Annotated in this window: 2 protein-coding genes; one reads left to right on the plus strand and one right to left on the minus strand. The window is 55.2% G+C overall.

Features of this window, described 5'->3' with window-relative positions:
* A partial coding sequence (gene mutS / locus EGI20_RS16725) for a DNA mismatch repair protein MutS (protein WP_498632836.1) occupies nt 1–1,820 on the minus strand: 1,820 nt, incomplete at its 3' end.
* A 239-nt stretch (nt 1,821–2,059) separates the two neighbouring features.
* Here mutS and EGI20_RS16730 point away from each other — a divergent pair.
* A complete protein-coding gene (locus EGI20_RS16730; RefSeq protein WP_498632837.1) occupies nt 2,060–3,259 on the plus strand; it encodes a tyrosine-type recombinase/integrase in 1,200 nt (399 codons plus the stop codon).
* The last annotated feature ends 112 nt before the right edge of the window (nt 3,260–3,371 follow it).

Here is a 3,371-nt window from a genome sequence, read left to right on the forward strand (position 1 = left end):
CCGGTAATCAGCAACAGCTTGCGGGCATCCGACAGGCAGATGTCGTTGGCAATAAAGCGTTCGACGCCGGCTTCCACCACCGGATGGCGGCCTTCAATAATCTCCAGCCGGTTGTTGCCGACAAATTCGGGGGCGACGTAATTGCAGGTTTCGCTGCGCTCGGCAAAGTTGGCCAGCACATCCAGCGTGGCGACTGCTTGCGCCGTCTGCTGTAGCGCGCCGACATGCGGAATCAGTGCATCGAGCAGTGCTTCGTATAACTGCTTTTCCAGCGCCAGCGACTTGTCCTGTGCCGACAGTGCTTTGTCTTCGAATTCTTTCAGTTCCGGCGTGATATAGCGCTCGGCGTTTTTCAGTGTCTGGCGGCGGCGATAGTCGTCCGGCACCTTGTCCGACTGGGCGCGTGACACTTCAATGTAAAAGCCGTGCACCCGGTTGAATTCGACCTTGAGCGTGCTGATGCCCGTGCGCTCGCGTTCGCGTGCTTCCAGTTGCAGCAGGAATTCGCCGCAGTTGGTCTGGATGTCGCGTAGCTCGTCCAGATCGGCCGAATAGCCGTGGTTGATCACGCCGCCGTCGCGCAGCAAGGTCGATGGTTCGGGCAAAATAGCCGCCCGCAGCAGCGCCTCGGCCGGGGCGTTTTTCGGCAGGTGGCTGGCCAGCGTGTTCAGCAGTGTGCTGTTCAGGTTGGCGGCCTGATGGCGGGCGTCTTTCAGGCTGGCGAGCGAGTCGCGCAGCGAGGACAAGTCGCGCGGGCGGGCGCTGCGCAAGGCGATGCGGGCAGTAATGCGCTCGATGTCGGCTACGCCGGACAGGGTATCGCGCAGCGTCTGATGCTGGGAGGCGAGGGAGGCTACCGCATCCAGCCGTTCGCGCAGGCGGGCATGGTTGCGTAGCGGATGATGCAGCCAGTGGCGCAACAGGCGGCTGCCCATGCTGGTGCTGCAATGGTCAAGCAAGGAGGCCAGTGTCGGGCTGGCTTCGCCGCGCAGGGTTTCGGTCAGTTCCAGATTGCGCCGGGTGGCGGCATCCATGCGCACCAGTTCGCGGGTGTCTTCCACGCTCAGGCTGGCGATATGGGCCAGATGCGCACCCTGGGTCTGTTTGGCGTATTCGAGCAGGGCACCGGCCGCGCCGACGGCTACCGGGCTGTTTTCTGCGCCGAAACCGGCCAGATCGCGCGTGCCGAAATGGCGGGTCAGGGTGAGCTGGCCCGATTCGCTGTCAAACTGCCAGGATGGCAGTTTCTTGCGCGGAATGGCCAGCGTGTCCAAGAGGGCAATGGCGTTATCGTCGGGCAGCAAAAGCTCGGACGGGCGCAGGCGCTCAAGCTCGCTCATCACCTCGTCGACCGGCACCTGCATGATGCGGAATTCGCCGCTGGACAGCGACAGCCAGGCCATGCCCAGCACGCCCTTGATGCTGTTAAGCGCCAGCACCAGATTGTCGCGCTTGTCGTCCAGCAGCGCAGCATCGGTCAGCGTGCCCGGGGTGACGATGCGCATGACTTTGCGTTCGACCGGGCCTTTGCTGGTCGCCGGGTCGCCGATCTGTTCGACGATGGCGACCGACTCGCCCAGCTTGACCAGACGCGCGAGATAGCCTTCGGCGGCATGATAGGGTACACCGGCCATCTTGATCGGAGTGCCGGCCGAGGCGCCGCGCGTGGTCAGCGTGATATCCAGCAGGCGCGCCGCCTTTTCCGCGTCCTCGTAAAACAGCTCGTAAAAATCGCCCATGCGGTAGAACACCAGCTTGTCCGGGTGGTCGCGCTTGAGGGAAAGGTACTGCTGCATCATCGGAGTGTGCTTTTCAATCATTTAATTATCTATCACAAGAATATGTTTTCGGGATAAAGCCTTATATATCAATGCTTTGAGTCTATGTATTTATACGCCAGCACTTACAAATGAGCAAATTGTCCAGAGTATATATGGACAATCGTTGCTAATTTGTCACGTTGTTAAAAATTATTCGGACAACTAGCGGACAAATGATTGGACAAATGAATTCTTGTATTATCATATTGAAAACCGGCATTACGGATAAACGGACAAAAATGGCTAGCTTCTCCAACAAGACCCAAGCCGCAGCGCTTATACTTACCGGCCCGGAATTCGGCTCGACAAAGGTATATGAAGACCATACCTGCACGACTGTACCCGGACTGTACTTGCGTGTAATGCGTAAGAAGAAAGATGGTACCTCTGCGAAATCTTGGGTTGTTCGGTACGTTGACGTTGACGGGAAAGACAAGAAAGAGAAGCTGGGTCTGTATGAGGATCTGACGTTCGCGCAAGCTTCGGTCGCTGCAACCAGCAGGCGCGACGCAAATTTTCGCATCAAGATCGGACAAACGAAGACGCTAAGCGACGTCTATACGCTGTACGTGAAAGATAAGCATGCGCTAACGCTTGCAACGCGACAGACGTATGACAAGAACTATCGTGCACTGGCACGCTATCACGAACGCGATATGAGTCTTGTAAGCGCTGTCGAGTGGAAAGACCTGTTGCTTGAAATCAAGCATAAAAGTGGAGAGACCACCGCGCACCAAACGATGATTTTCTTGAGTACTCTTTATAAGTATGCGCGGAACATGGAATACGTAAGCACATCGCCAATTTCCAAGATTTCGGCAACGAATCTCTTTAAAAAGCCGTCGCCGCGCAGGAAAAAGCTATCTATTGAGAATCTGCCAGGTTTTATTGCTCATGCTCAAACACTCCATCCGCTTCTGCGCGATTTTCTGATGATTGCCCTGTTGCAGGGTTGGCGTAAGTCGATCATTGCAAATATGCGGTGGGATCGCGTTGATTTCGCTAATCGTACGTACCACATACAGCCAGAAGACGTCGGTAACAAGAACCACGGTACGTATGACATGCCCATCTGCGACTGGGTTTGGGGCAACATCATTGAGCCGCGCAGCAAGACACGTGCACCAGATGCTGTATGGATTTTGCCGAGCCATAAGCACCAAGGAAAACCCACGTCAAGCCCCGAAGACGCCCTGAAAAAGATTTCGGAGTCTATCGGGGGAGTTGAAGTTTGTTGCCATATCTTGCGTAAAACGTTCGCAACGTTCGCCGATTTTAAGTTAAAAGATATGCGTTTGTTGCAATATCTGATGATGCACAGTGTCGCTATTGAATATAAAGTAACAGATAGTTATATCGTGAGTGACCGAGCGGATAATTTGTACAAGCGAACGCAGTTGAATATTGTTGCTGAATTCATGCTCAACTTGGATAACTAAGTAAAGTTTTCCGAACCTGACATGTGCCCCTGGCCCCGGCCGGGGCGCGTGGCAGCCGGTTTTTGTGCCGTGATCGCGCTGATAGCACTCATTTCTTGCTGAATTTCCGGAA

This window comes from Aquitalea sp. S1-19, from assembly GCF_024343515.1.